General features: G+C 41.9%; 23 protein-coding genes. 12 read left to right on the forward strand and 11 right to left on the reverse strand.

Annotated elements, in window-relative coordinates:
• Positions 1 to 159 precede the first annotated feature (159 nt).
• A complete protein-coding gene (locus EYR97_RS22250; protein ID WP_131092995.1) occupies positions 160 to 411 on the reverse strand; it encodes a hypothetical protein in 252 nt (83 codons plus the stop codon).
• A 264-nt stretch (positions 412 to 675) separates the two neighbouring features.
• Here EYR97_RS22250 and EYR97_RS06510 point away from each other — a divergent pair, with 264 nt between their 5' ends.
• Complete coding sequence (locus EYR97_RS06510; RefSeq protein WP_131092996.1) at positions 676 to 2,562, forward strand: bifunctional diguanylate cyclase/phosphodiesterase; 1,887 nt, start codon at positions 676 to 678, stop codon at positions 2,560 to 2,562.
• Positions 2,563 to 2,568: 6 nt separating this feature from the next.
• Here the strand turns inward: EYR97_RS06510 and EYR97_RS06515 are convergent, their stop codons facing one another.
• On the reverse strand, positions 2,569 to 3,243 hold the full coding sequence (locus EYR97_RS06515; protein ID WP_131092997.1) for a nitroreductase: 675 nt from the start codon (positions 3,241 to 3,243) through the stop codon (positions 2,569 to 2,571).
• 59 nt (positions 3,244 to 3,302) lie between these two features.
• Here EYR97_RS06515 and EYR97_RS06520 point away from each other — a divergent pair, with 59 nt between their 5' ends.
• The 7 genes from EYR97_RS06520 to EYR97_RS06550 are packed head-to-tail and all read left to right on the forward strand — an operon-like array spanning position 3,303 to position 9,628.
• Positions 3,303 to 5,057 carry a DUF3369 domain-containing protein gene (locus tag EYR97_RS06520; protein WP_258313207.1) on the forward strand — a complete coding sequence of 585 codons (1,755 nt, stop codon included), beginning with the start codon at positions 3,303 to 3,305 and terminating at the stop codon, positions 5,055 to 5,057.
• Positions 5,057 to 6,430: a sensor histidine kinase gene (locus tag EYR97_RS06525; protein WP_131092998.1), complete on the forward strand. Its 1,374-nt coding sequence runs from the start codon at positions 5,057 to 5,059 to the stop codon at positions 6,428 to 6,430. Before EYR97_RS06520 ends, EYR97_RS06525 begins: the two co-directional genes overlap by 1 nt.
• Before the next feature lie 23 nt (positions 6,431 to 6,453).
• Positions 6,454 to 7,266 carry an AraC family transcriptional regulator gene (locus tag EYR97_RS06530; protein WP_131092999.1) on the forward strand — a complete coding sequence of 271 codons (813 nt, stop codon included), beginning with the start codon at positions 6,454 to 6,456 and terminating at the stop codon, positions 7,264 to 7,266.
• A gap of 49 nt (positions 7,267 to 7,315) precedes the next feature.
• The gene (locus EYR97_RS06535; protein WP_131093000.1) at positions 7,316 to 7,783 is read left to right on the forward strand and encodes a carboxymuconolactone decarboxylase family protein; all 468 of its coding nucleotides are present in this window, start codon (positions 7,316 to 7,318) and stop codon (positions 7,781 to 7,783) included.
• The gene (locus EYR97_RS06540) at positions 7,780 to 7,971 is read left to right on the forward strand and encodes a YrhK family protein (RefSeq protein ID WP_131093001.1); all 192 of its coding nucleotides are present in this window, start codon (positions 7,780 to 7,782) and stop codon (positions 7,969 to 7,971) included. Before EYR97_RS06535 ends, EYR97_RS06540 begins: the two co-directional genes overlap by 4 nt.
• Positions 7,972 to 8,001: 30 nt before the next feature.
• Complete coding sequence (locus tag EYR97_RS06545) at positions 8,002 to 8,901, forward strand: aminotransferase class IV (RefSeq protein WP_131093002.1); 900 nt, start codon at positions 8,002 to 8,004, stop codon at positions 8,899 to 8,901.
• Between the two features lies 1 nt (position 8,902).
• Entirely contained in the window at positions 8,903 to 9,628 is a 726-nt protein-coding gene (locus EYR97_RS06550) for an HAD family hydrolase (RefSeq protein WP_131093003.1), read from the forward strand.
• Between the two features lie 25 nt (positions 9,629 to 9,653).
• Here the strand turns inward: EYR97_RS06550 and EYR97_RS06555 are convergent, their stop codons facing one another.
• From EYR97_RS06555 to EYR97_RS06570, 4 genes are all read right to left on the reverse strand, one after another.
• Positions 9,654 to 10,838, reverse strand: coding sequence for an alpha/beta fold hydrolase (locus EYR97_RS06555; RefSeq protein ID WP_131093004.1), 1,185 nt, complete (start codon positions 10,836 to 10,838; stop codon positions 9,654 to 9,656).
• 219 nt (positions 10,839 to 11,057) lie between these two features.
• A complete protein-coding gene (locus tag EYR97_RS06560) occupies positions 11,058 to 11,903 on the reverse strand; it encodes an HDOD domain-containing protein (RefSeq protein ID WP_131093005.1) in 846 nt (281 codons plus the stop codon).
• Between the two features lie 501 nt (positions 11,904 to 12,404).
• Positions 12,405 to 13,148 (reverse strand): hypothetical protein, encoded by a 744-nt coding sequence (locus EYR97_RS06565; RefSeq protein WP_131093006.1) that lies wholly within the window; start codon positions 13,146 to 13,148, stop codon positions 12,405 to 12,407.
• A 52-nt stretch (positions 13,149 to 13,200) separates the two neighbouring features.
• Entirely contained in the window at positions 13,201 to 14,559 is a 1,359-nt protein-coding gene (locus EYR97_RS06570) for a tyrosine-type recombinase/integrase (RefSeq protein WP_131093007.1), read from the reverse strand.
• Positions 14,560 to 14,946: 387 nt separating this feature from the next.
• Here EYR97_RS06570 and EYR97_RS22255 point away from each other — a divergent pair, with 387 nt between their 5' ends.
• From EYR97_RS22255 to EYR97_RS06580, 3 genes are all read left to right on the forward strand, one after another.
• Entirely contained in the window at positions 14,947 to 15,588 is a 642-nt protein-coding gene (locus EYR97_RS22255; RefSeq protein WP_242634929.1) for an Arm DNA-binding domain-containing protein, read from the forward strand.
• Positions 15,589 to 15,631: 43 nt separating this feature from the next.
• Entirely contained in the window at positions 15,632 to 16,201 is a 570-nt protein-coding gene (locus EYR97_RS22260) for a site-specific integrase (RefSeq protein ID WP_242634930.1), read from the forward strand.
• Positions 16,202 to 16,289: 88 nt separating this feature from the next.
• Positions 16,290 to 17,993, forward strand: a complete 1,704-nt coding sequence (locus EYR97_RS06580) for a hypothetical protein (protein WP_181409131.1) — start codon at positions 16,290 to 16,292, stop codon at positions 17,991 to 17,993.
• Between the two features lie 161 nt (positions 17,994 to 18,154).
• On the opposite strand, the gene EYR97_RS06585 is transcribed toward EYR97_RS06580, so the two are convergent.
• From EYR97_RS06585 to EYR97_RS06605, 5 genes are all read right to left on the reverse strand, one after another.
• Complete coding sequence (locus tag EYR97_RS06585) at positions 18,155 to 19,078, reverse strand: NgoMIV family type II restriction endonuclease (protein WP_207308043.1); 924 nt, start codon at positions 19,076 to 19,078, stop codon at positions 18,155 to 18,157.
• Positions 19,075 to 20,124: a DNA cytosine methyltransferase gene (locus tag EYR97_RS06590; RefSeq protein ID WP_131093009.1), complete on the reverse strand. Its 1,050-nt coding sequence runs from the start codon at positions 20,122 to 20,124 to the stop codon at positions 19,075 to 19,077. The genes EYR97_RS06585 and EYR97_RS06590 overlap by 4 nt, the downstream gene beginning before the upstream one ends.
• 144 nt (positions 20,125 to 20,268) lie before the next feature.
• Positions 20,269 to 21,150, reverse strand: coding sequence for a site-specific integrase (locus EYR97_RS06595; protein ID WP_131093010.1), 882 nt, complete (start codon positions 21,148 to 21,150; stop codon positions 20,269 to 20,271).
• On the reverse strand, positions 21,143 to 21,367 hold the full coding sequence (locus EYR97_RS06600; RefSeq protein ID WP_131093011.1) for a hypothetical protein: 225 nt from the start codon (positions 21,365 to 21,367) through the stop codon (positions 21,143 to 21,145). Before EYR97_RS06600 ends, EYR97_RS06595 begins: the two co-directional genes overlap by 8 nt.
• Before the next feature lie 642 nt (positions 21,368 to 22,009).
• Positions 22,010 to 22,273, reverse strand: a complete 264-nt coding sequence (locus EYR97_RS06605; RefSeq protein ID WP_131093012.1) for a helix-turn-helix domain-containing protein — start codon at positions 22,271 to 22,273, stop codon at positions 22,010 to 22,012.
• 92 nt (positions 22,274 to 22,365) lie between these two features.
• On the opposite strand from EYR97_RS06605, the gene EYR97_RS06610 reads away from it, so the two are divergent.
• Positions 22,366 to 22,563 carry a hypothetical protein gene (locus EYR97_RS06610; protein WP_131093013.1) on the forward strand — a complete coding sequence of 66 codons (198 nt, stop codon included), beginning with the start codon at positions 22,366 to 22,368 and terminating at the stop codon, positions 22,561 to 22,563.
• The last annotated feature ends 46 nt before the right edge of the window (positions 22,564 to 22,609 follow it).

A 22,609-nucleotide genomic window follows, 5' to 3' on the forward strand; every position in this document is an offset into this window, starting at 1 on the left:
TCACAAATTGACAGCGTTTTTGTCTTAACACGGCCCTGTGAGGAAATACTTATTTATCAATAATATTTCATCCTTCTACGTAAATTTAGGCAATATTTTCATAAGCGCAAATAGTTTTAAGCATTATTTGTGGTTCATTACTTTGCATTATACTATGCGTTATTTGAACGTAACCTTTCCCCCTATTATTTTGAGGGCAGGTACACCTCTTATTATTGCGGACCTTGCAAACTGAGACTGACACGAAGGGCATACACCTTCTTGCGTGGTGTAGTCTTCCACCAGTCGCTCGATAAAACACTTTACCAGAGCACCTTTGCCACCCTTTCGATATTTAAAGAGTTTACACCTACATTTTGCACAAAAAATTTGGACCGTTTTTACCGGCCCCTTCGCATTCGGCTTTGCCATTTTCTAATCTATATTTACAACATAGTGGCATATCGCTTTAACAATAAAAGACTGTTTGCTTTGCACGCTTTGCTGTGGGTTAAAGAGAATCGCAGTTAAACATTGGCGTTACTGTAACAACCACTCGTGTCGTTATAAAGCCGCAAAAAGGTCGCACAAACTTTCCAATATACTTGAACCGTCAATTGAATATATATAGCGCTATCGCTTGATTTTTTCCTAACTGTCGGTATCGTCTTTTAAAAATATCTACATAATCTAACAATGCCCTTAAGCGATAACGTTTCACTCATCAACACACTCGACGACCTCACATACATTCGCCGACGAAGAGTTATTCAAATAAGTGCCGCAACAGGTATAGGCCTACTGACATCGCTTTTTGTTGCCCGTGGATTCGCCTTTAACATCTTTCTTATTGGTTTCATTTCACTGGCCGTATCTGGTTCACTTGCCTATCGCAATCACGTAACAGCAAGTAGCTATGTTTTACTTGGATCTATGTCTTTAATGCTATTTGCATTAGCCGCTACAGGTGCCGGTGTATTTGACATTGCAATGCTAGGTTATCCAGGTGTAATTATTTTTGCAGCACTGCTTGGCGGTGTAATGTTGTTTAGTGGTGTTTTATCGCTGGTTGTTGTTCAATGCATTGCTTTAACATGGTTGATAATGCACGACGTCATTTCGCCCAACACCCCCTTTCTAAGTTGGTCTCACCTTGTTTTTATCATTGTTATTTTTAGCGTTACAGGCTTCAGTGTATACATTTTGGTTTATGACATCCGACGCCTCATGAACTCTCTACAACGAGAAAATGAAAAGGTAGAACAAAATCGCTTGCAGATTCAACACTTGGCGCATCACGATCCACTCACTAACTTGCCTAATCGCCTACTTGGTGAACGCCTATTTGTGAAAAAGCTAAAAGAAAGCCAAGAAAAGAAGTTACAGCTTGCACTACTTTTTATCGATTTGGATAACTTTAAACCTGTAAACGATGCTCTAGGACATGCTGCTGGCGACCGCTTTTTGCAAAAGATCTCACAGACTATTTCTGGTAATTTATCAGACAAAGAGAGTTTGATCCGTTTTGGAGGAGATGAATTTATTATTCTTGCTTCAGACGTCGAAAATAGACAGCAAATTGACCAATTATGTAAAAGTATTATTGAATGGTGCTCGTCTGAATTTGAAATATTGCAAACTAATATTGTGGTTTCAGGCTCAATTGGCATTGCACTAGCGCCTTCAGACGGAACGCAATTCAAGCAACTTTGTAGGAAAGCGGACATTGCCATGTACGAAGCAAAACACAATGGACGAAACCGCTTTGAGTACTACGACCCTAAACTCGACAAAGACAGTGACGAAAAATTCAAGCTTATCCAAAAGCTTCGCCCAGCTGTGCTCAATGAAGCATTATCCGTTCACTATCAACCGCTTGTTGATTTATCGACGGGCAATATTTGTTCGGTAGAAGCGCTTGTGCGATGGCCGCAGTGCGATGGCACTATGATTATGCCCGATAAGTTTATTCCTTTGGCTGAGCGCAGTGGCTTAATAGTTCCACTTGGTCAATGGGTATTGGAACAAGCTTGTTTGTTCGCAGCTAGGCAGTACAAAAAGGGAAATAGTTCATTGACTGTTGCAGTCAATTTATCTTTTGCACAGTTTAAAGACGGTACACTACCACAAATTGTTAAGCACGCGCTCGGTAAAGCGCAATTACCTCCAAAGAAATTAGAACTCGAGCTAACAGAATCTATTCTGGCAGATTCAGCTGGCAACATTGAAGCACAGCTAAAAGAAATTAAAGGGTTGGGTGTGCAATTTGCCATTGACGACTTTGGTACTGGGTATTCGAATTTGAACTATTTACGTACTTTTGAAGCGAGCAAACTTAAAATAGATCGTAACTTTATTACAACTTTGGGTTCGAATAAGGATGAAGAAACCTTAGTTTCCGCCATCATTAATATGGCTGACAGTTTGGGGATGACAACCGTTGCTGAAGGTATCGAGAATGAAGCCACTTTGGTAAAACTTGTTGAAATGGGATGTGATATTGGTCAGGGCTACTACTGGAGCAAGCCCCTTCCTGAAGATAAAATAGAACTATTGCTGCAAGAAAATCTCAATGGTATCTAATTAGCACTATTCATAGCCATGATAAGTTACAAATTCACTATTTTTGGCACGCGTAGAGCGAACGTCATTGGCCGGAAAATCAGGGTCAGGATAGCCAAGTGCAATGCAAATCATAATGGCTTCATCATCGGGAATATTGGCATATTTGTGTACTACCTCTGATTGCATAATTCCCTGACCATTTATCACACACCCCAATCCTAAATCCCATGCGGCAAGCACAATACCATACGCCAAAGACCCCAAACCAAACTGCGTTATCCCAGCGGGCTCTAGTGATTTATCATAGGTCAGTACCAATGAAACCGGTGCATCGAATTGTCTAAAACCACGCATCATCCAATCCATACGCTTTTCTTTATCGTCCCGCGTAATGCCCATCACCTCGAACAACTGCACAGCAACATCAATTTGGCGCTGACGATGTATACCTTCATATTCCTCTTTATAGGGAAAATCTCGCACATGAGGTTTTCCTGCTAAGGTGTTATCCGTATTTCCTTTACGAATGTTATCTAGTACATCACCTGTTACCACATGAATTTTCCACGTTTGTGTATTATATGAAGATGGCGCCCACTTTGCTGCGTTAATAATTACATCAACCGTTTCTTTGCTAACTGGCTGTTTAGTAAAGCCTCTTATACTTTTACGTGAAGCAGCGAACTCTGCGAAATTCATCAATATGCCTTCCAATTAGGTTTTTATTTAAATGTTAAATTAGAGTAAACAGAGAGACTATGGGTTGCAATAACGCAACCACACTATTGGAATTGATTGTGGTTATAGTTATGTATCACAGTTCCGCTAACTTCTTCGATTCATATCAATTCAGTTTGTGGCTTTATTGGAATTTAAAGGTTGTCGGGCTCTTGTTGAACTTTAGACCAAAAATGGAACAATCAGTTTGCGCCTTCACCAATTCTGATTTACTTTTAAATTATTGCTTCACTTTTTGTTTATCTCTATGTCGTTATTTAAAAAACTCTGACGTTGAATCTTTTGCTCCCCGACTCGCGCCATGGAAAATCGCAATAATAGATGACGAACAAGGCGTACATGATGTTACCAAACTCACCTTGCGAAAATTTACCTTTGAGAACAGAGGAGTTGAGTTTTTATCTGCTTTCAGTGCGAAAGAAGGCTTAAGTCTACTTAAGGACAATCCTGACATTGCACTTGCGTTTGTTGATGTTGTGATGGAAACCGACGATGCAGGCTTATTATTGGTAGAAGCAATCCGAAATGAACTTCAAAATCACACTACGCGACTCATTCTTCGTACAGGCCAACCCGGTCAAGCGCCTGAAGAAGATGTAATTAGAAGTTACGATATCAATGACTACAAGGCAAAGACCGAGCTTTCCTCCATCAAGCTAAAATCTTGTGTATATACAGCAATTCGTTCTTATAGAGATATCAAAACCATTGAGGAAAGCAAACGGGGCATGGAAGAAGTTCTCAAATCGTCTTCTTCTGTATTGGAAAGTCAATCGCTCGCCCAATTCGGCACTGCGGTTTTAAAACAAACGCTTACGTTGCTCAACTTAAACAATTCCGTACTTTATCTTTCTACACAGCACACAGATTTGTATGGTGATACAAAAATGACGGTGTTAGGAGCCAGCGGCGATTTGATTGGCCTGTGTCAGCCAGGCATTTCTACCGAAATTCCCACGCCAATAGCAGAAGAAGTTAAGCGCGTGTTAGATAGTAAGACTCACTATCAATCGGACGATCTATTCATTGGTTATTACCCAACAAGTAAAACCAGCCACAACATATTGTATGTCAAATTAAACGGCCCATTGGATCATCTACAACGTCAAACTTTGGAGATATTTGCGTCGAACGTATCGGTTATTTTTCAAAATTTAACGCAAAAAGAAGAGCTGCAACAAACACAGAAAGAACTCATTATGGTGTTAAGTGACGCCATTGAAATGCGCAGTAAGGAAACGGGCGGGCATGTAAAACGCGTAATATTGATGACTGAATTTTTATCAGAAAGGCTCTTTATGAGCCCCGAATTCATTGAGACCATTCGTTATGCAGCGGCACTGCACGATGTAGGAAAAATAAGTATACCTGAATCTATTTTACACAAACCCGGTAAGCTAGATGCCGACGAGTGGGAAATAATGAAAACACACGCGCAGAAGGGTTATGAACTGCTTTCAGGTACTGATCGTATCGTTGCCAAAATGGGTGCAATTATCGCGAAGACTCACCACGAAAGATGGGATGGTCAAGGATATCCAGAAGGACTAGCCGGAGATGATATTCCGATAGAAGGACGCATAATGGCCATTGTTGATGTGGTTGACGCTCTGCTGTCTAGCCGCTGTTATAAACCGGCATGGACTGTAGAGGCAGTAAAAGATTACATGCAGGAAAATGCGGGCAAACAATTCGACCCTATCATTACTCAGGTAATGTTGGACAACTTTGACAGAATTCTAGAAATTCGAGAACAAGCGCCGGATGAGGAATAATGAGAGAGGCTCTAGAACTAATACTACTCAAAGTTAGCCAAAAGCCCGACATAGATAAAGGCGATTTAGCAAAAGCGTCACGACTTATAATCAAATCGGTTTGTGAGGGCTTAGAAATAACACGTGCGGGTATATGGTTATACAACGACAGTCAATCTCACATTCAGTGCCGCTTGTTAATTGATAAAGGCAACGATTTAGAAGACGAAAGTTTAGCGCTAAGCCGTGACGATTTTCCACATTATTTTTCGGCACTCGACTCTGAACGCACTATTGCTGCAAATGATGCAATGACGCACCCTGCAACATTCGAATTTGCCGATGTTTATTTAGCACCACTGCACATCAACTCAATGCTTGATGTGCCCATTCGTCACCGCGGAAAAATGATAGGCATTATTTGCTGTGAACACCAAGGGCCCGCCCGAGAATGGACACCAGACGAACTTGTATTTGCCGCCACACTGGCCGATTTGTATGGTCGGGCAATTAGTGCCAATGAAAGAGCGCTCTATGAAGCTAAACTTATTGAAGCAAACCAAACCCTTGAAAATAATGTAAAAGCGCGCACAGCCGAACTGCAGGCAGCATTAAGTACTCTTGAACAGGCACAAGAAAAACTGGTTGAGTCAGAAAAAATGGCAGCATTGGGTAACTTGGTAGCGGGCATTGCCCACGAAGTTAATACGCCCTTGGGCATTGCCTTAACATCGGTAAGTAACTGCCGAGATGAGCTCACATCCATATACCGAGACTTTGAAAACGAAACACTTACTGAACAAGGTTTTAAGGACTTCAAACACATATGCATGGAGGGGTTAAATTTAGCAGAGTCTAGTCTCAACAGAGCAGCAAATTTAATCCAAGACTTCAAACGTACCTCGGCAGATCAAACCTCTTTAGAAGTAGAGAAGTTTGCACTCGACGATTACATACCTCGTATATGTAACCCCCTTAAACCCATGTTGAAAAAGGAACATATTGAACTGTCGATAGACGTCACACCTGACCTTAACATTGTTACTTGCCCCGGTATCATAGCTCAGCTACTCACCAACCTTATATCCAATGCACAACGCCATGCATTTAATGCTAGTTGCACCAATCAGAGGAACCATGTGAATGTTGTTTGTAAGCGGTGTGATAAAGGTATTTTGATTAGTGTAAGTGACAACGGCAAGGGCATTCCTGCTTCACTTCACAAAAAGGTGTTCGAACCCTTCTATACGACTGCTCGTGATGAAGGCGGCACAGGCCTTGGCTTAAATATCTTTTATAATCTAGTCACTCAGAAACTAAAAGGTGAAATTGAGCTTGTTTCAAGTCCAGATGAAGGCACAACAATTAGTGTTATTATTCCTGCTGATCAGTAAAAGCAAATAAGCCAAATTAGCGAATGGACTATTCACTGTATAAAACAATTATACCCGCTGCCAGTTTTTCCAACATTGGTATTCAATTTGTACCGATATCAAATGCATTGACCCCTTATGTTCAATGCATTTGGTTTGTGAGTGAAAATGCTTCAAAAACACGCTCTATTCAGGAAAAATTTTACCCTGATGCAGGCAGCAGTATAACGTTCAATATCACGCCAAACACAGTAAAAGCCTTCTTTTTTCACCATGCAAAGGTGTGTGCAAAGCAGTGGGAATTAGGTACACGTTACATCAGCATTAGACTAAAACCCGGTGCTGCGAAAGCACTATTAGGTATAGATATTGATGAGCGCAACAACCTTGATATTGAGCTGCCGTTGTTCAACTCTCCCCATTTCTATTCGATAAGCCGCCTACTTGACTTGTTATATTCAAAAAAAGCATTCGAACAAATCGTTACTATTCAGGACTGGTTAACCCAGTTATGTCAACGAACCGACTTTGCCAACCAAAAGTGGCAAGGGTTGTTGGAAAGTTCAGCCTCATCGCTTACACCACCGCAGCAGCTAGCCAACGACTGCGGCATGAGTAGACGTACATTAGAGCGGCATCTGAAAAAGCACTTTGGCTTTTCTCCAAACCAGCTACATCATTTCGCCCAAATTCGCCATGCTCGTTACCAGTTAATGTCTTCGTCAAACACATTAAGTGACATTGCACTTGAGTGTGGCTTTTTCGATCAAGCGCATTTCACCAATATGTTTAGAGAACACGCGCTAGAAACACCATTGCAGTATCGAAAACGAAAGTTGTCGCAAATTTCCAATTAACGCCTAGCGTTGTCTTCTAAAGTACACACAACACTTTAAGGAGATAATTATGTTAGAGCGAATTTCACAAACTACTTTTTATAAACACTGCCCAAATGTGGTTGCGCAATTATCAGGGTTAACTGAATTTGCCGAATCAAGCCCTCTTACTCCTTCGCTTCTGCATCTAGTTAGACTTCGAGCGTCACAAATTAACCGTTGTGGGTTTTGCCAAAAAATGCATGCTGATGAAGCACGCCGCGACGGGGAAACACAAGACCGACTCGATGTGTTAGCCGCATGGCGCGAGCTATCATGCTTTACCGCACAAGAGCGAGCTGCACTTGCTTGGACAGAAGCGCTCACGCTAGTGTGTAATAGTGAGATCACTGAAGACATCTATCAAAATACACTTGAAGCGTTTGGCCAACAGGGTCTACTTGACCTAACAATGGCAATTGTGCAAATAAACAGCTGGAATAGAATTTCAGTTAGCTTATGCTTTAAACCTGATATAGAACAACGAGGCGAACAATGAGAGAGAATACACTGCATAGAATACAAAAAAACAAACTAGGCGTGTTGGCGAGCTTGTGTTTTTTCTTTGGAAGTTCGCTGTTTTTGCCCGCTCTTGCTAACTATGCCACTATTGGAGTTTGGCTGTTCATGGCGGGTTCTGCATTAATGTTTATTGACATCGTACTCCCTAGCGGAGTACAAAATTAATATTCACCATGCAAGAGCAATGAGTAGTTAATGCAAGAAATAACAACGCATACTGCACAAGAAGATGCGCGTAACGACCACATAAAAATATACGTAAATGGCAACATCGTTCATCGCGACGACGCAAAGGTCTCGGTGTATGACAGTGGCTTCATGTTAGGAGATGGTATCTGGGAAGGTTTGCGCTTATATAAAGGCAAATGGGCGTTTCTAGACGAGCACATAGACCGCCTATTTGAAGCAGCTCTAGCCATCGACCTCAACCTTGGCATGTCGAAAGACGAGGTTATATATGCGCTTGAGCAAACCCGCTTGGCCAATGATATGTTTGATGATGTTCATGCGCGCCTTATGTTCACTAGAGGTGTAAAAAGCAAACCTTTTCAACATCCCGCATTATCAAAACAAGGGCCTACGTTGGTGATCATTTGCGAACACTCAAAAGCCGCAATTGCACGACCAATAAAACTGGCCACTGTTCCCCATTTACGGGGGCTGCCCATGACGCAAGACCCCAAACTAAACAGCCATAGTAAACTAAACTGCATACTAGCGTGCATTGCCGCAGAAAAATGTGGTGCTGATGAAGCCTTGATGCTCGATATCAATGGATTTGTAAACACCACTAATGCCTGTAACTTCTTTATTGTACGAAAAGGTGAAGTATGGACATCCACCGGCGACTACTGCATGAACGGTATAACTCGACAAAAAGTGATTGAGTTATGTCGCGAACACGGCGTGATCGTGCGAGAAAAGAACTATTCATTGGTTGAGACATACGGCGCAGATGAAGCGTTTTTAACCGGCACGTTTGGTGCGCAAACTCCAGTATCACATATTGATGGTCGCAAAATTGGCAATACTCACCCAGGCCCATTAACTCAACAAATTAGACAGTGGTATTTTGAGCGAGTAAAAGGAAATTAGTATGCGAATAGCCATGTGGTCTGGACCACGCAATTTATCCACTGCCATGATGTATGCATTTGCTTCACGCAGTGATTGCAGCGTAATTGATGAGCCATTTTACGCAGCGTATTTAACTGCAACAAATGACGTGCACCCAATGCAACAAGCTATATTAGATGCGCAGCCGACAAACGCAAGTGATGTGGTTAATCAATGCCTTGGGCCTAATCCAGATGGCAGTGAGCACTTCTACCAAAAGCAAATGACGCACCATATGGTGGATGGATTTCCGCTAGATTGGCTAGCTGAATTAACCAATGTTTTTCTAATTCGTCACCCTGCTCGGGTGGTTGCCAGTTACCAGCAAAAACGGGAAAAACCAACCCTTGCCGACATTGGCTTTGAACGCCAACTCGATATATTTAATTTTGTGACTCACCGGTTAGGACAAACGCCGATTGTCATCGACAGTGATGATATTCTTGCCAATCCAGGTAAAGCCCTATCTGCATTATGCGAGGCAATAGGCATTACCTACCAGCCTCAAATGCTAACTTGGCCTACTGGCGGTAACAAAGCTGATGGTGTTTGGGCACCGCACTGGTACGCGTCTGTGTGGAAGAGTACAGGGCTTAAAGCTTGTGACAAAAAGCCACTTCCCCACTTAGACGACTCGCTAAGAAACATCTCAGATAGCGCACTTCCCTATTATAAGGAATTGCTGCGCTATCGTTTAATTACTTAGTTTGCTGACAGAACTCAAACAACGATCAATTACGAGAATACTGCAACATCCACTGATAGATACCAACATCAAATGGGTCGTGATTATCATTGGCTTCAATGCCATTGGGGTTGTTCTGCATTGCCGACAAATCGAAAACAAATGAATGGATATTGTGGTCACGGCCGTTAAAAATGGTGAGTTTTGGTAACACCATTGGCTGGCAATTATCCTCGATATAATCAACAACACGAATACTGGAATTGGTTGAAACCACATTGTCGCTTCCACCGTGGAACAACCACATGGGCACGTCTTCCAATTGACAAATATCGTCCGGCGCTTCATTAGGGTTAGCTGGTAGACCACCAGAAATGGAAATGGCCGCTGCCGTTCTTTCAGGGTATTGCGCTGCATAGAGCAAGCTTAAAAAGCCACCTTGGCTCCACCCCGTGATATAGATTCGCGATGCATCAATACGATATGTGTTTAATGCGTAGTCGATAAAAGCGTTTAGCCGTGTTAGCTCATTGCCATCGCCAATCCCTCCCATTTGTGGGCTTAACGTAATAAGTGGTAGTGAAGAGTCCCATTCACCGTTTTGTTGCATGAGAGCAGGACCATTGCTGCTAATAATATTTTGCAGTGCCTGCTGTGCATCGCCGCCGCTTACTTCAACGTTTGCACCATCGCCATGATTGAAAATTAAAAGGCCGTATTGTTGATTCGAATCTATAGCGTAATTAGCAGGAAGGCTTTCAATATACCCAAGGTGAGACTGTGAAACACCAACAGGACGTAAACTCATGGTTGATGGTATCGTGTTATAAACACGCACAATTCTTACTTGTTCAAGTGCCTTATTCTCATTGGCGTCTTGAACCTGATAACGAACAAAATAATCACCCGAAACGCCTGTATTCACAGTATTAACTATGTTGATGTTCGCGGTTAAGTCACCGTCTTGTGGATCGGTGGCGGTAGCACCCAGCTCCACATAGCTTTCACCGACAACTAAATTTATGACGTCATCCCCTATTAGTTCAATAGCAGGACTGTCATTAGTAACAGTAAAATCGGGGACCGCTGCACTCCAGTAATCTGGAGACGATGGAATGACAATAGGTGGCACTTCAGGTAAAGGCGCTGGCGCGCTTGCTCCGCCACCGCATGAGATCACGCTGCAAGCACCAATACTAATGAGTAGACTATTTATTAACTTTCTATCCATATCACGTTCCCTTGCCCTTCACTTTAGTAACGCGCTCAATTCCCACACAAGCCGTCGATACTATTTTTATTATTATGGTTTGCCGTAATGGATACTCGCTAGATGTTCAAAGCAATAACTCAAAACAATAACAGCCCATTATCAACACGCTTCTACCTATCAATACAGGGTAATTGAGCAATTGTGAAGATTTTGTCGTGAATTAGAGAACGTTATTTTTTATCTTCCTTGAATATTTTCTATAAAATCTTCTACTAAGTCCTCATAGTCTTCATCGACTATACCCAGCTCTGAAAAAATCTGTTGCTTTATACGCATCCATTCGCTTGAATGGCTAAGACTGCGAGAATAGGTTACTGCATTTTCAGCACATTTAAGAATAGCGTATGTCAATCTATCGCGACTGTTGCTACAGTTTTCCAAAAAACGCTGCTCATGATGGTGCAATATCACATTACAAATAGATTGTGGTAGATGCCATGAAACCGCTAGGTAATAACCAATGGTGGCGTGATCGCAATGGTATTTGCTTTGCTCAAGCTGCGTAATGTTGGCATCGGGGTGCTTATTGGCAAACGCTAACGTGTCGACGTAGTCTGGATATCGCAACGCCATGGCGGCAATACCCACATTGTGAAAAAGCCCAACAGAATAAAGCTCATCTACAGACAGTTGTGATTTGTATTTTACGCCCAAACACATACAGGTATTTGCTACTTCTAACGACTCATCCCAAAAGCGTTCTAAGCTAATACACGCTTTTCCAGAAAAGCTGCGTTTTAATAATGTAGCAGTAACCAAGAAACGCAGTTTATCAAGCCCCAAAAACATGGCGGCTTGTTTGATATCAGCGATGGTTCTATTTAAGCCAAACAATGGGCTGTTAATTGTTTTCAGTAATAAGGCAGAAAGACTGATATCTTTTGAGATAATTCTAGCAATGTTCTCTAATGAAGGCTCAGCACTTTCAATCTCATCAGAAAACTCCGTGAGAATAGCGGGCTTAGGGGGAATGTGAAAACCACTTACCAAAGAACTTAATTTTTGATTATCTAGCGCAATCATTTGGCCTCCCAACCAATATTAGAGAGTGTGCATATAAAGTTATTGTTTTCATTAAGTTACGGCGAGCATGGTATTGATTTATCGAATTCACTTATTGCGCTAGATCAATAAAAAAGGGGCTATTCGTGCAAATGTACGAAAGGATGAGTAAATGTGGGATTTCGCGTGGCTGGTATTAAATAAAGGTTAAGATTGATTAAGGGATGTGTTTGGTTTTATGTCTAGGACGTTTAAATGCTAACCGTACCAATAATTAAAAGCCAACCTAAAACCATACAAACAACTTATCGAAAGTGTACCAATCAAGTGTACTGCTATGGATATACCCGATTGGTACAGCAAATTGGTCGTAAGAGCCACCAGCAGAGCCTGTGCGTTGTCTTCGTGTTTGGTCAAGTGAACGTTGCGACTGGCTTGAAGATTGTCTTAGCGGTGTTCCTGTAGGGCGTAGAGACACCCTATGGGGGGGAGTTGAGGCTTCATCATTGTCGATTTGGCCTCTCAGATTTTTGTGGTGAAACTTTTTAGTTTCGAGCGGCACCCTTTAATGTGTTCCTCAAAGGTTGGTAGCGATAAGCTGGCTCGTATATCACTATAGCTTTTTAGTCCATTTCTCTTAAAGCCTTTCTCAAGGTTATCTAAAGTTACACAAAGAAAAAATGAAGAATGCTTTTGGATAAAGTCAACGACATCTAAAAACTTTTCTAACTTAGTTTCGTGTGAGTCCTTCGTGTAAGAAAACTCAGAATACTCGAAGCAAATATCAGTTAAGTAAGTCATCGTAAGTGATATTTTAGATACTTTTTCGGGGTCATCAGATTTCCACAACTTCTCAACATATGGTGCTAACTCATTCAGCGGCAAGCAGTAAGACTCTGCGCAAGAACCTTTTGTACACTTTGCTTTGTAACTGGGAATTAGAAGAGAAGAATGGGCGTAGGCATTGCGAATTGCTTTACAAACGTTAACTAAACATTGTTGGTTTTCACTAAATTTATAAGCTTTAAAACGTCTCAACCCACATGCCAGTTCTTTTATTCCGACCACGTTTATTACGTAACACTGCACTTCTTTTGCAATTGATATTAACTTTTCACTTGCTGTTGATTGATTACTCAAAACAACATCAAGTGAACTTAACGAATCGAGCGTAATACCTATACACTGGACTATTTTCAAATACTGCCTATACATGTCTTTAGACGGGTGAATGTCGTACTCTCTATGAAGCTCAAACTCATCCATATTTAGCCCTTTATTCGGAAAATGTTAACGAATAAACCATTTAACTTAATTGTCAAGCTAACGACTTCAAGCAGTCAGCCTCGTGAATCCTCTCGATATACTGCCACAGCTCGTCCTTGTTCTTATACTTACTGTACAAGTTATACGTCAAGGACAACTGCTTGTGCCCTGCTAGTTTCGTAGCGATGTCTTCAGGACAACCCACTTGTTCTAGCCCTGTCGCAAAGTGACCTCTAAACGAGTGTAAGCCTGTCTTGTAGCCTTCCACCTTAGCGAACCCTTTAGTTATCTTACCGAACTTCGACGAGATACTGTTAGCGGCACCTTCAGCACCAATTACAGCCTCACCGATCTCAGGGAACAACCAAGGGCTATCTCCTGCCCTGTCTAAGACCTGAAGCACAAGAGGCTTAATAGCTGGTGTTACAGGCACAATGCGTTGAGCGTTAACTGTCTTACCTTCTCGCACCTCAAAGAACAAGCGCCCATCCACATCAACGAACTGCTCCTTCTGAGCCAGTGCTAGTTCACTTAGTCGTGTGCCAAGGAAAGGCAATAAACGAGGTAGCATGTGTAAGGCATACGGATAAGCCCAAGTTGATGTATTAAGCTTCTTGAAGTCAGTCTCAGCGAGAACGTGAGCAAGTTCTTCATCAGTGAAATTACGGTAGTGTTCAGGCTTACTTTTCTTCTTGCTTGCTTCAACCTTACAGTTAAGCCAAGGGTTACCGCCTTGAGCCTTCTCACGACTTAAAGCCCATCGCCAGAGTTCTTGTAGCTTAGACTTGTAGTGTGTAACCGTGTTAGCTGATTTACCTGAACTCAGTAATCCATCAATGAACATTTGAGCCTGACCAGAGCTTACATTAGCTGGTAACTCGTCACGACCTAGGAACACTACAAGAGCCTTAACGTAAGTAGCCATAGCTGAGACATACTTAGCGTTCTTCTTGTCCTCTGCCCACTGAGACCATTCTTCTGCAACCTCTTTGATTGTCGGTTGAAACTCTGAAGGTATATCTCCAGACATAGCAGCCTTCCAAGCGGCCTGAACTGCTGGATTAGCTTTGTCCTCTGGATTCTCAATGACAACTTCAAGGTCAGCTTCTTCCATCGGGTGATGGTCTGCACCTTCAACTTTCTCACCTTCACGCTCTACGCGTTCCTTTCTCCACGGTGTGTAGTAGTGAAAGAACTTAGCCTTGTCTGAGTCACCTCGTTTGACGTGTTCTAGTTGCATATCAATCTCAGCGTTAATCGCGTTACGCTTTAAGATTGCTTCGTGATAGCTGTGCGTGTTGAGAGAGTGTTGTATGTAGCTCGACTTGTACTTGTCTTTGAGTAGTACAGGAGTCTTTCGACGATACAACCACAAGCCTGAATCTTGTCTTTTGAGATACTTTTTATCCATCGCTTAAACTATTGCTCAAATAAACAACAACAGAAACTAAAAGTGACCCGAAAGGTGACCCTGTTAGGTTATTTAGTTCGTTAATTCGTGGATAGTTTTTAGAGTGAAAATGCTTGCATGTCAAGCCACTCAAGGGAGAGAGAGAAGTTGGTCGGTGTGAGAGGATTTGAACCTCCGACCCCTGACACCCCATAAAAAGCAACGTTATCTTTGATTAGTGAAAATTAGTTCTAATTAGATCAAAAATCATATTCAACCAATTGTTATATATAAACTTTATCAATTTCGCATGGCATGATTAGAATTAAGTAGAACCAAGTAGTTGAATCATTCAGCTGCTACACATATGCTACACCAATCCATTTCAAAATTATTTCGGTGCTACACGTGTCTACCGTAAAGCTTCTCATCAGCGATACATCACTCAGCAAAGTCCCTGAACAAATAAAGCGAATTAATGATACGAAACTTAGCGGATTTCATGCTCGGATTGGCAAAGTATCAGAAGACAACAGGTCAAAAATAGCGTTGTACTTAAATTATCGAATTGGTGGCTCTGGAGGTAAGCAACGTAATTATCTTCTGGGATATCACGGAGAACGAGACCTCAAGGAAGTTCGAAAAGAGGTCGAGAGCTTAAAAGGTCGCATAGCAGCCGGTGAAGACGTTTATGAAACCAAGCGAATAGCTCAGAGAGAGCTGTTCATTGAAGACAATAGCCCCACCCTGGCGAAGCTAGCCAACGAATTCCTAACGCGATATGTAGACGTCAACCGAAAAGACCCAAAAGAAGTTCGCAGAATGTTCGTGAAAGATGTTCTACCTACTGTTGGTGAAATGAAGTTGAAAGATATCACCAGGCGAGATGTTATTGAAAAGGTGTTAGACCCCATCACTGACCGTAGCTCCGGAACTCAGGCCAACAAGACGCTTTCAATACTGAAGCAAATGTTTGACTTCGGCGTTGATAGAGATCTACTTCAGGGCAATCCCATTACCACCGTAAAAAGAAAATATTGGCGGCTTTGAGAAATCCAGAACAAGAGCACTTACCTTTGATGAATTGATACAGGTGTTTGAGCGACTTCCTAAACTAGGAGTGAGCCCACAAGTTATCTATGCTCTGAAGTTTATAGCACTGACAGGCTGTAGACCGATTGAGGTAACTGGCGCGCGCTGGTCTGAATTTGATTTTGTAACAATGCTATGGACTATACCCTGTGAACGGGTTAAGCAAAAGAAAGGCGGCGATCGAATACACAAAGTCCCTATTACGCAAAATATGCTGGTAATGCTTGACGAGTTACGGTCTGCTTTTAATTACCTCAATTCAGATTATGTATTCCCCAGCACCACTAGTATCACCTGCGCTCCAGGACAGCAGCCAATTGACAGGCATTCGCTATCACGAGCCGTAAACAGAAAACTTGACCAGTTAGGTGTACCTAAGTTTGTACCTCATGACTTGCGACGAACTCTCGCGACACGATTAGGCGATTCTGATATCGGAGCAGATCCGATAGTGGTGGAGAAAATTTTAAATCATCAGTTACAAGGGATGCAAAAAGTATATAACTTGCAAGAATATATGCTAAAAAGGCGCGAGGCGCTTGAGAAGTGGGAAGCTAAATTCAGAGTCTGACTAAAAAATTTAAAACAACTAAACCTCGAAAATTATAGAAAATAAAAGAGATTGATATGGATAAAAAAACACCGACATGGCAGTCGCTTTGAGCACTGTTTTTAACGAGTCCAGTGATTTTATCGTAATTGGACTTACTGGAAGAACCGGCTCAGGTTGCTCTACAAGTGCAAAAATAATGGCGGGTGACAATCTGCCACTCCCCTCGCCTGAAGATTCACATTTTGAGGGAAATGAGCGTAGAAAGTACAAAATCATAAAAAACTTCATTGATGTTAAATGGCGTAAATTTGAATGGTTACAAGTAAAGTCGGTTATTAGCAGATTCCTACTTGAATTAAATCATCCGCAATTTTGCTCGCTCGTTGCAGAAACGTTGGGGCTAGAGCTTTCGGATGTTGTGGAGAAACTAACTCCATTTAAAAAAGAATATGATGAATTTCATCAGGAAATTAAAGAGTTTCTGTCAAAGAAAGAAGAAGACAAGAAAAAAGAAGCTTTTACGATTTACTTCAAAAGACTACCTATATTTTCAGACAACCTAAAACAGTCACTTAAAACGATATCAATGAGTGCTTACACTAGCTTATATCAAAAAGTTGGCGATAACATCAGGGCATCAGGAAAAGCAAACAAGTCAACATTTGACCCAAGTAAGGTTTTTACTTTCCCTAGCGTAATTAACAAAGTCATTAAAGCAGCCAAGTATTCTTCACGACAAGAAAATAGGCCATGTTACATAGTAATTGATGCAATTAGAAACCCCTATGAGGCAATATTCTTAAAAGGAAGACATTCTGATTTTTATCTGATTTCTATAAACACTAACAATGAAAACAGACTTAAGCACTTAAGAGAAAGCCATAAGTTTTCTGAACAGCAAATTATAGAACTGGACGAAAAGGAGTATCCCAAAAAACTCATTGGGCATAACAAGTATATTTCTCAAAATATTCAAAAATGTATAGAAATTTCAGATGTTCATATTAATAACCCTAAAGATGATAACTACGGAAATTCTGAACTGGCGAGCCAGCTTGCGTGGTATATAGCATTGATGATGCACCCTGGTCTGGTAATGCCTACGTCTATCGAAAACTGTATGCAAATTGCGTATAGCGCGAAAAAAAGTTCAGGATGTATTTCTCGTCAAGTTGGCGCAGTGGTTACAAATGAGTTTTTCTCGGTAAAATCAGTTGGCTGGAATAATACAGCTGAAGGACAAGTTCCATGTATTTTACGCAGTGCTCAAAACTTGTTGAATGGGATCGATAAGGACGCGTATAGCAAATATGAACGTAATAGCAAAGAATTTAGAGAAACAATTGAGTACAAATATACAGACATTATAGAAACGGCAAAGAAAGATGGTAGAAATCTATCTTACTGTTTTAAGGATGTTCAAAATGAGCTTGAAGGAGAAAAAAATCAAGTTCATACAAGATCATTGCATGCAGAAGAAAACGCTTTTTTACAACTGTCGAAATATGGTGGCCAGCAGCTTAAAGGGGGCTATTTGTTTACCACAGCTAGTCCATGTGAGCTTTGTGCGAAAAAGGCATTCCAGCTTGGAATTACTAAAATTTTCTATATCGACCCTTATCCTGGTATCGCCACAACACATATCTTGGCCTATGGAAAAAATCCACCACAACTGCATTTATTCAGAGGAGCACTCGGCTCTGCGTTTCACAAGCTTTATCAACCTATGATGCCCTATAAAGATGAGCTCGAAATGGCATACATGATTAAAAAGCATGGCAACAATAAAGATAAAAAATTAAACGCTTAGAAAATGAAATTAATAACTTGAAATTAGAGTTAGAAAACTTGAGAAGTTCAGCTGGTGAATAGACATAGTTTAATACTTTAAACGCGTAAGCATTTTCAATGTATATCCGAATTGAGTCTTAGTGAACTATTCACTCTTTGATTAGTTCACTAGGATTCAATTCACACAGCTAAGTCTAGAGGGAGATCACTGATATCCTTCAGGCGCTTTCCTGAGATCATGGTATTGAGTAGCTCTAACGCGTCTTCCAACTCAAGCTCTTCCAAGGTTTCTTTCAACTCATATAGAGCAAAGTGGTACACACAATCAAGGTCACCGGTTCCAAGCGCCAATGAAGCTAACCTACTGGGAGTTGGCTCTGACGTGATGGAAATTATGTGAGGAGCACGCCCCTTTCTGGAACGAAGCAAGTTCAAGGCCTCAGTTCTTGTATTTTGAGAGCGATCCGAACGCATAGTGAACTTACAGGAAATACTTGCGTGAAGTATCTCAGGTACAGCACCTGCGTATATTGATGCTCGTAAAGCTGCGGCTTTAGACGTTATTTCATCAACCACAGTTGCCTGGGAGTTAATAACTTCATCGGGCTCTGGCAACCGAGTGACAACGACATCTGGTGCTACTGTATAGCCTTCTCCTAAAAACGATCGAAGTTCATCGTTTTCTTTCGCTAGCCTTGTCAATTCAGACAGATGTTGATACTGCTCAAAGTCGCCTATCGCATTAGCAGACCTGGATTTCACCTGTCTAACTGACCAAGTTCCAGGCCTCAAATGACTGAGTGTTTTAAAACTATTTTCTATGTATTGTGCACAAAGATCTTCAAATACATTACCTAAAGTTTGCCCAGCCAGCTTACTTTTACCTGTAGCCGCTTTTGCACCGGTCAATGCTTCAAGTTTTTTTAGCATTGAGTGCGCTACACGTACACTAAGCCTTTGAGATGAATCAGCATTCGATGGAACATTGCTTACACCGAATTTATTTGCTGATGATTGAGGTAATGGGGACCAACTAAGCACCCCCTGTTCCATTAATTGTGTATAAAATTTCACTCTGGCATTTGTGATTAATCCGTTACTCACGCAGCTTCTCCTTTTCTACAAGCTTTGCTGACCACGCCACTACTTTGCAAAGCCTGCTTAATTTGCCCTCCAACAACCTTGGCAACGGGCGGTGGAAATGCATTACCTACTTGTCTATAAGCGTGCGTTTTTGAACCGGTAAATTCCCAATAGTCTGGAAACCCTTGAATTCGCGCAGCCATCCGTGTTGTCAATAATGGCATATTTTCAAAACCTTCCTTTATTGAGCCATTGCGCATTAACGCTCCCTTAAAGTCCTTCGAGGGGATTTCATTATCATTTGCGAGACGATGCGGATTCACTCCAAGCTTTTGCCACTGAGATTTGGCTCGCGAAGGCCCCAAATCGGGCCCTCCATGCTTCTTCGAACCTCCAACAAGAGTTGGGGCTATTGTGTTTGCACTAGAAGCCCAGTCATTAGCTCCCTTCCATCCATTGGATGACATAAGATCTAAAAGAGTCTCACCGACGGTAGGCGCATTTTCACAACTAGGTTCAGGCCATGTAAAATGCTCAAAAATATCGTGTTTTAGAGCAACTAAAATAACTCTGGGTCTTAACTGAGGAACTCCAAATTGACTAGACTGCAGAAGTTTCCAACACGAAGTAAAGCCGAGTTCAGCTAAATCACCAGAAATTTTGTCGCGATAGTATTTGAACCTAGATTCAGCAAGACCTGGTACATTCTCGAGCATAACCGCATAGGGATTAACTTTTTCGACAATTTGGATTGCCGTAGGAAAAAGATCTCTCTCATCTTCGTGACCTAATTGCTTTCCCGCCTTGCTGAATGGAGGACAGGGTACCCCGCCTGCTACTAAATCAATTTTGTCTGAATACTTTTCAGCTGAATTTAGAGCAAACTCCTTCAAATCGCCCTCTATAACTGGTCCCCACCCCAATTGTAGATGCTCATTGTTATATCTAAGCGTTTTACACGCATATGAGTCGATCTCGATAAGTAAGTTGTGGGCGAAACCAGCTTGATGGAGCCCCAAAGCTTGTCCCCCGGCCCCAGCACACATTTCAATAGTGGAAAATGACATGACAACACTCTTCAGTAGGAAAATAGTCCCTACACATTTTTATTTGAAATATTAACTGAAGGAATTGTACAAGAATTATTGAGTAAGCCCCATAGGCAGAAGGACTGTTTTTAACATTAGTAGCATCACATGAAGTTATTGGCATTAAGCCAAATATATTTCAGTTATCTCTGGCCTAAAATGCCCCATCTCCTGAGATACTGTTTCCAAGGCTATAACTCTGCTGTGCCCAAGAGATCTCAACTCAACCATACGCTCCTGTGCGTAACTATGTCGCAAACCATGCGCCCCGGTCGAAAAAAACAACTTACGATTGGAAGCCTTGCTAAAGGAATCGGACCATTTTTTTCCACCACCGATGTCATAACGCTGTAGGTACTTTATTTGCCGGTCAGTGACAGTCACAGGGCTTTTGAGTCTTCGCTGTTCGAGTTGTTTTACTAGGGCTGTAGGAATAAGCACGTGCCGTTTTAAGCCGCCCTTCCCAACAACAGTGTAAAGTGAGCCTGAGCGGCCTTCCCATTTAGAATTTAAAGCTTTTCGTCTATCTGGCTGACGTTCATCACTTCTAGCCAAAGTTAAAAGCTCATGAGCCCGTAGCCCGGCAGCGTATGCGATTTGTGTTGCTAGACTATGCTTCGACGACTGTCCCAGAGATACGGCCTCGGCTTGGTTGCTAGTATAAGCCCTGGACCGTGTTGCCTCAGCTAATTCTGACTTAACGATATAGAGCTTGCCGTTATCGGGTAGCTTACCATTTAGCTGCATCATCGCTTGCAAGGCCTGACGTTCCATATCAAGTGTTTTTTGCCCTACACTCTCAGCGCGATACTCAAGGTAAAACCGTGCTTGTTCTAATGATAATGATTGCAAGCCGTTGAGCTTTTTTTCCTTAACCCAAAAAGAAACCCTTTTCAGGGCATCTTCGTAGTTTCTAGCTGTTCCAAGAGATTGTATTTTCTCGGCCTTTGTTAGCGCCTTTATGACGTTATGAGCCTGCGTACTGGCTTTTGCAAACTTAGGCATTCTTATCAAGCCATCGTTTTACAGTGGTCCAATCGACACGCACCCCCTTTTTCTTTATCAACCACCTTTGCAGTTCTGCTTTTGTGGCACCGGCATGAAAAAGTTTACATAACTGATACCGATGAACATCGAGCTTTGAAGCTTTCTTTCTCTTCCTGGCAATAAGTTTAGTTTCAGCTTTTAGCTGAGCAACTTCGTTTACTTCATTAAAATTCATGACACACCCTGCGTATTGTAAGATTAACTGGCCCTCTATGGCTCAGCGACACTAAAGCCTATTCGCCCCTGTTTAGTGCAACTACACTTGGCTCGGACTGATCTCGCCAAAATTTAAAACCTCAGATACGTGGAAACGGCAGCTGAATGCGCCGACTTTGAAAACGCCTGAAAATGCGGCGTGACATGAGTATAGCTATGAAAAGTGAGGGTCCTCACTACGTGTAAACGGCAGCTGAAAGCGCCGACTTTTTTCGATGCCCGAACGGGCTATACATTTAGAGATTACCTGCTGAAAAAATTTTTTTCAATCTGCAAATTGCGCCTGCAAACAGATAGCTGCGTGTAAGGAAGCAAAACCCAGACGCCCGCTATGCTGAAGACGATTTTCGGCTTCGACATAGCGGGCGGCAACGCGCCCGAAAAAAGAGAGGGATATTGCTCATGATGCCTCGATAGCAAGGGCTGGGTTTTGCGGTCAGCTTGCCGTTAACGGCAAACTACCTTACGCTTTAATCTCATCGATCGAGGAGGTTTTTATGGCACCGCTAATAGTGAGCAATCTAATGATACTTGGTTTGGTTGCATTCTTCGCTGGCTATTTCCATTTCGCGTCAAAGCAGGTGAAAAACAGCGGTGAGAACTAACCATTTTTAAAACTGGCGATCTGTTCCGCTAAGTCATCTTCTTCACAATAAAGAAAAGCTGTAGGAACTTTCAGTACCTCCGCTAACGCCTTCACCGTCTTAAAGTCGGGCGAATGGACTCCTTTTTCATATTGATTCATGCGAGCGGAAGCTGAAAACTCGTCCATCCCTGACAGGATACCGAGTTGCTTTTGAGACAATCCCCGATCTTTTCTAGCCTGCTTCAACCGTTTGGGAAAAGGCGAATCATCATTATTCATACTTGAAACTAACTAAAACTTGAAAACTAAGAGTTTCTTAGCTTTAATAAGCCATAGATACTCAGGAATCCTTAGTTTTAATGGAGTACAAGATGCTTTCGAAGATATTAAAAACAACCGCCTTGGTTGCATTAGAAGTCCTGTTAGATGACCCAAGCGAAGAAGCTAAAAAACAAGACAAGTTTATTGATGAACACAACGACGGGGCAGGAAATGTAAACTTCTTCGGGGATGATTATTCAGAACAAGAAGCGCGAGAGGCCCACGACCGCGGTGAGTTCTACTACTAGAACCTTTGACAGAGCTTCACTCAAGTGTAATTCTTGTGTTGGGTTT

It is taken from the genome of Alteromonas sp. KUL42, assembly GCF_006538325.1.
Lineage (GTDB): Bacteria > Pseudomonadota > Gammaproteobacteria > Enterobacterales > Alteromonadaceae > Alteromonas.

What these genes read in the sequence shown, in the direction of transcription:
- EYR97_RS06560 (WP_131093005.1), bottom strand. Translation starts at nt 11,903, where the DNA reads ATGATTGCGCTAGATAATCAAAAATTAAGTTCTTTGGTAAGTGGTTTT.
- EYR97_RS06595 (WP_131093010.1), bottom strand. Translation starts at nt 21,150, where the DNA reads ATGCCTAAGTTTGCAAAAGCCAGTACGCAGGCTCATAACGTCATAAAG.
- EYR97_RS06550 (WP_131093003.1), top strand. Translation starts at nt 8,903, where the DNA reads ATGCGAATAGCCATGTGGTCTGGACCACGCAATTTATCCACTGCCATG.
- EYR97_RS06610 (WP_131093013.1), top strand. Translation starts at nt 22,366, where the DNA reads ATGCTTTCGAAGATATTAAAAACAACCGCCTTGGTTGCATTAGAAGTC.
- EYR97_RS06520 (WP_258313207.1), top strand. Translation starts at nt 3,303, where the DNA reads ATGGGTTGCAATAACGCAACCACACTATTGGAATTGATTGTGGTTATA.
- EYR97_RS22250 (WP_131092995.1), bottom strand. Translation starts at nt 411, where the DNA reads ATGGCAAAGCCGAATGCGAAGGGGCCGGTAAAAACGGTCCAAATTTTT.
- EYR97_RS06515 (WP_131092997.1), bottom strand. Translation starts at nt 3,243, where the DNA reads ATGAATTTCGCAGAGTTCGCTGCTTCACGTAAAAGTATAAGAGGCTTT.
- EYR97_RS06555 (WP_131093004.1), bottom strand. Translation starts at nt 10,838, where the DNA reads ATGGATAGAAAGTTAATAAATAGTCTACTCATTAGTATTGGTGCTTGC.
- EYR97_RS06605 (WP_131093012.1), bottom strand. Translation starts at nt 22,273, where the DNA reads ATGAATAATGATGATTCGCCTTTTCCCAAACGGTTGAAGCAGGCTAGA.
- EYR97_RS06565 (WP_131093006.1), bottom strand. Translation starts at nt 13,148, where the DNA reads ATGGATGAGTTTGAGCTTCATAGAGAGTACGACATTCACCCGTCTAAA.
- EYR97_RS06570 (WP_131093007.1), bottom strand. Translation starts at nt 14,559, where the DNA reads ATGGATAAAAAGTATCTCAAAAGACAAGATTCAGGCTTGTGGTTGTAT.
- EYR97_RS06545 (WP_131093002.1), top strand. Translation starts at nt 8,002, where the DNA reads ATGCAAGAAATAACAACGCATACTGCACAAGAAGATGCGCGTAACGAC.
- EYR97_RS06510 (WP_131092996.1), top strand. Translation starts at nt 676, where the DNA reads ATGCCCTTAAGCGATAACGTTTCACTCATCAACACACTCGACGACCTC.
- EYR97_RS06540 (WP_131093001.1), top strand. Translation starts at nt 7,780, where the DNA reads ATGAGAGAGAATACACTGCATAGAATACAAAAAAACAAACTAGGCGTG.
- EYR97_RS06525 (WP_131092998.1), top strand. Translation starts at nt 5,057, where the DNA reads ATGAGAGAGGCTCTAGAACTAATACTACTCAAAGTTAGCCAAAAGCCC.
- EYR97_RS06600 (WP_131093011.1), bottom strand. Translation starts at nt 21,367, where the DNA reads ATGAATTTTAATGAAGTAAACGAAGTTGCTCAGCTAAAAGCTGAAACT.
- EYR97_RS06590 (WP_131093009.1), bottom strand. Translation starts at nt 20,124, where the DNA reads ATGTCATTTTCCACTATTGAAATGTGTGCTGGGGCCGGGGGACAAGCT.
- EYR97_RS06535 (WP_131093000.1), top strand. Translation starts at nt 7,316, where the DNA reads ATGTTAGAGCGAATTTCACAAACTACTTTTTATAAACACTGCCCAAAT.
- EYR97_RS06530 (WP_131092999.1), top strand. Translation starts at nt 6,454, where the DNA reads ATGGACTATTCACTGTATAAAACAATTATACCCGCTGCCAGTTTTTCC.